4 protein-coding genes and 1 pseudogene are annotated in these 3,584 nt (G+C 32.7%); all 5 read right to left on the bottom strand.

The window, feature by feature from the left end:
* Positions 1-313: 313 nt before the first annotated feature.
* Positions 314-646 (bottom strand): thioredoxin family protein, encoded by a 333-nt coding sequence (locus ACJML3_RS01425; RefSeq protein WP_406019980.1) that lies wholly within the window; start codon positions 644-646, stop codon positions 314-316.
* Between the two features lie 8 nt (positions 647-654).
* Positions 655-1,659, bottom strand: a pseudogene (locus ACJML3_RS01420) (permease).
* 1 nt (position 1,660) lies between these two features.
* Complete coding sequence (locus tag ACJML3_RS01415; protein WP_219937824.1) at positions 1,661-1,936, bottom strand: helix-turn-helix transcriptional regulator; 276 nt, start codon at positions 1,934-1,936, stop codon at positions 1,661-1,663.
* A 116-nt stretch (positions 1,937-2,052) separates the two neighbouring features.
* Entirely contained in the window at positions 2,053-2,706 is a 654-nt protein-coding gene (gene rbr / locus ACJML3_RS01410) for a rubrerythrin (protein ID WP_272491291.1), read from the bottom strand.
* 35 nt (positions 2,707-2,741) lie between these two features.
* The gene (locus ACJML3_RS01405) at positions 2,742-3,134 is read right to left on the bottom strand and encodes a transcriptional repressor (RefSeq protein WP_406019977.1); all 393 of its coding nucleotides are present in this window, start codon (positions 3,132-3,134) and stop codon (positions 2,742-2,744) included.
* Between the last annotated feature and the right edge of the window lie 450 nt (positions 3,135-3,584).

Genomic DNA, 3,584 nt, shown 5'->3' with positions numbered 1-3,584 from the left:
AGAGTATAGAAAGATCGTATCTAATGCCATAAAAGAAAATTGATAAAATATTTGCTTTTGTTTCATCAAAATGCCATAAGCAAAGACCTAATCTTGATAGATTGAAAATTATAATTGCAATAATAAAAGAAACTGCAACTGGAAATAATCCTTTGTTTAACATAATATTTTTCTCAAAAAATGTAATTTGATCTTTAGAGTGCAGACTTGTAAAAAAGTTAAAAAAAAATTGTTAAATTTATGTTAAGTTATTTAGCTTTGACATTTCTTAGATATTGAATTGATTAAAAAAAGCGGCATTGCCGCTTTTTGATTAGAATATTTCTTTTTTCAAAAGATTTATAAGAGAGTTTTTGTCTGTTTGAGTACCAGTTAAGAGCACTTTGCCTTTATAAACTAGAGCCGGTGTTTGCATTACTCCATATGCAGCGATTTTTTCAAAATCAGTAACATGGCCCACAGACAGATTAAGATCCATTTCTTTTAGAGCTTCAATAAGATTATTTTCAAGGTTATTGCATTTTTGGCAACCTCCACCTAAAACAAGCAGATCACAGCTTTCATCATTACTTGATTTATTTTCAGAACTACATGAACAGCAGTTGCCATCATTTGTGTCTTTTTTTCTAAAGTTAAAGAATTTCATATTGACTCCTATTGAATGTATAGTTCAATTGCGTTGAACAAATATCCACTAATAATGATTCCGATTGTGCAGATTGCTACAAACATAGCAAGAAGAGGCATTTTTATAGCTTTTTTCAGCATAAGCATTGAAGGTAGACTCAATGTTGTCACGGCCATCATAAAGCTTAGGACTGTACCTAAAGATGCTCCTTTTGTAAGTAAAGCCTCAGCAATAGGTATGGTTCCGAAAATATCTGCATACATCGGAATACCAACAATTGTAGAGAGAATTACAGAGAATGGATTTGAGTCTCCAAGAATATCAGATACAAAATTCTCTGGAATACAGTTGTGAATAAAGGCTCCTATAGCAACACCAGCCATAATATATACAATTGTTTTTTTGTATGTTGATAACATCTGATTCTTTGAATATACAAGCCTATCAATCTGAGTTGGTTTTGCAAATTCAGAACTATTAAAAGCTGCATTTTTAATAAAATTCTCAATATATCTATCCATATTCATTCTTTGTATGAACATGCCGCCAAGTACAGCAATTACGATACCAAATACTACATAAATAGCAGCAATCTTAAAGCCGAACACAGATGACAGGATCACAAGACTGCCTAAATCTACCATTGGAGATGATATCAAAAAAGAAAAGGTTACCCCTGTCCTTACACCTGCAGCTGTAAATCATATAAAAAGAGGAATTGATGAGCATGAGCAAAATGGAGTTACTGTTCCTAAAAGTGCTGCTAGAATATTTGCCTTAATACCTTTGAATTTTGAAATGATATCTTTTGTTTTATGAGGAGGAAAATAGCTTTGTATATATGAAATCGTAAAAATCAGCACAAGAAGAAAAATTGAGATTTTAATAACATCGTAAAAAAAGAAATTTAGTGCACTTCCAAATGCTGACTTTGTATCAATATTTAATAAACATAGCAGATATTCTATAAAGCCATTGAGCCATTCGAGCTTCAAAAATACCGATTCAAATGAATTAAAAAATTCAGTCATATCAGATCTCTTTATACAGTTTGCAAATAAAATCATTGAACTTGTCAAATACCGCAGTATTTATTGAATAATGCTGCCACTTTCCTGATTTTCTGTAGTTTACAAGTTCAAGATCGGTTAAAAGTTTCATATGATGCGACAGAGTTGGCTGAGTAATATTTAATTCCTCTAGGAGTCTGCAGGCACACTTTTCTCCATCTGATAGTAATTCAATAATCTTAAGTCGGTTCTGATCTGAAAGCGCTTTACAAATAGCACTGGCTGTTTTTATATCCATAACATTCTCATATTGATGATTATCAATATATAGAATACAAGAATATATAGATGAATGTCAATATATTGAGAGACAATAAAGGGCTGCACTGCAGCCCTTGTAAAACTTAAATTAAATTAGTAGTTTTCTGCACGAACCTCAAAGTAGCTCTGTGGATGGTTACATACAGGGCACTTATCAGGAGCAGTAGTACCGATTACAAGATGACCGCAGTTTCTGCACTCCCATGTAGTGATACCTGCTTTTTCAAATACCTTCTTGTTTTCGATATTTGAAAGTAGAGTACGATATCTTGTTTCATGTGTTTTTTCGATAGCTGCAACGCCTCTGAACTTTTCTGCAAGCTCAGTAAAGCCTTCTGCATCAGCATCCTTTGCCATCTGGTCGTACATATCGGTCCACTCATAGTTTTCGCCCTCAGCAGCTGCTTTTAGGTTTTCTTCAGTTGTACCGATACCGTTTAATTCCTTGAACCACATCTTAGCGTGTTCTTTTTCGTTGTCAGCAGTCTTTAAGAAGATTGCAGCGATCTGCTCATAGCCTGCTTTTTTGGCTACTGATGCAAAGTATGTATACTTGTTTCTTGCCTGAGATTCGCCAGCAAATGCTGTCTGCAGATTCTTTTCAGTCTTTGTTCCTTCATATTTGTTTTTCTTCATAGCAGTACATCCCTGTTCTATAAAAACACCTTTCTTGTGACAAAGAGGACACTCTTCAGGTGCCTCTGGTCCTTCATAAACATATCCGCAAACTTTACAAACAAATGCCATAATATAACTCCCTATAAAAAGCATATTGAATTAATTTATTCGTCTTCATTTTTGCAGATAGGGCAGATACCTTCAACGCTAATACTGCAGGATGTGACAGAACCTTTAGTATTTTTCTTGATTATGTTAATTATGTAACCATACTCATTGAAAAATATGTCAGAAACCTGTTTACACTTTGTGCAGTAAAAGTGAGCATGAGGTTCTGGATTTGGATCGAAATGTGTTTTTCCATCACCGACATCTAGAGCCTGGATCTCACCGCTATCTGATAGCAACATTAGGTTTCTATATACAGTACCTAAAGACATTCTTGGGTACTGAACCTGAATTTCTTTATATAAGGTTTCAGCTGTGGGATGGTCTGTTCTACCACGAAGGTATTCACGCAACACATTTCGCTGTTTTGAATTTCTTCTCTGAAGCATACAACCTCTTATTAAGAATTATTGCTAATAACAATTATATATCAAAAATTAAAAGTTTTGTAGTTATTAGTAATTATTATCATTAAAGTTAAACATACCTCAGCAACGTTCTATATACTTTAAGAGTACATTAAATGTGCTGACATAAAATCTTATGTGATAGTTTTAATAATACATATTATTTTTTATTGATATTATTTATTGATTTATAAGTTAATTTTGATGACGCTTTCGTCATTAACATTCTAACAATATCACGAAAACGATTGCTGTTAAATATTTATTTTTAAAAATCAATTAATAAATGAATTTTTTTGACGTAGTGCTAACTTTAGGATAAAAGTTAGTTAAATTTTATATTTTGCACTTAGGAAATAACCAGCTAACGGTTACAACTTATGTTTGTTTGATGTATGCTCATCAGTCTTTTGATTGGTTAGCTTTCTTTTT

The organism is Succinivibrio sp. (assembly GCF_045124615.1).
In the GTDB taxonomy this organism is placed as follows: Bacteria; Pseudomonadota; Gammaproteobacteria; order Enterobacterales; family Succinivibrionaceae; genus Succinivibrio; species Succinivibrio faecicola.
This window is presented reverse-complemented; position numbering and strand designations above follow the sequence as displayed.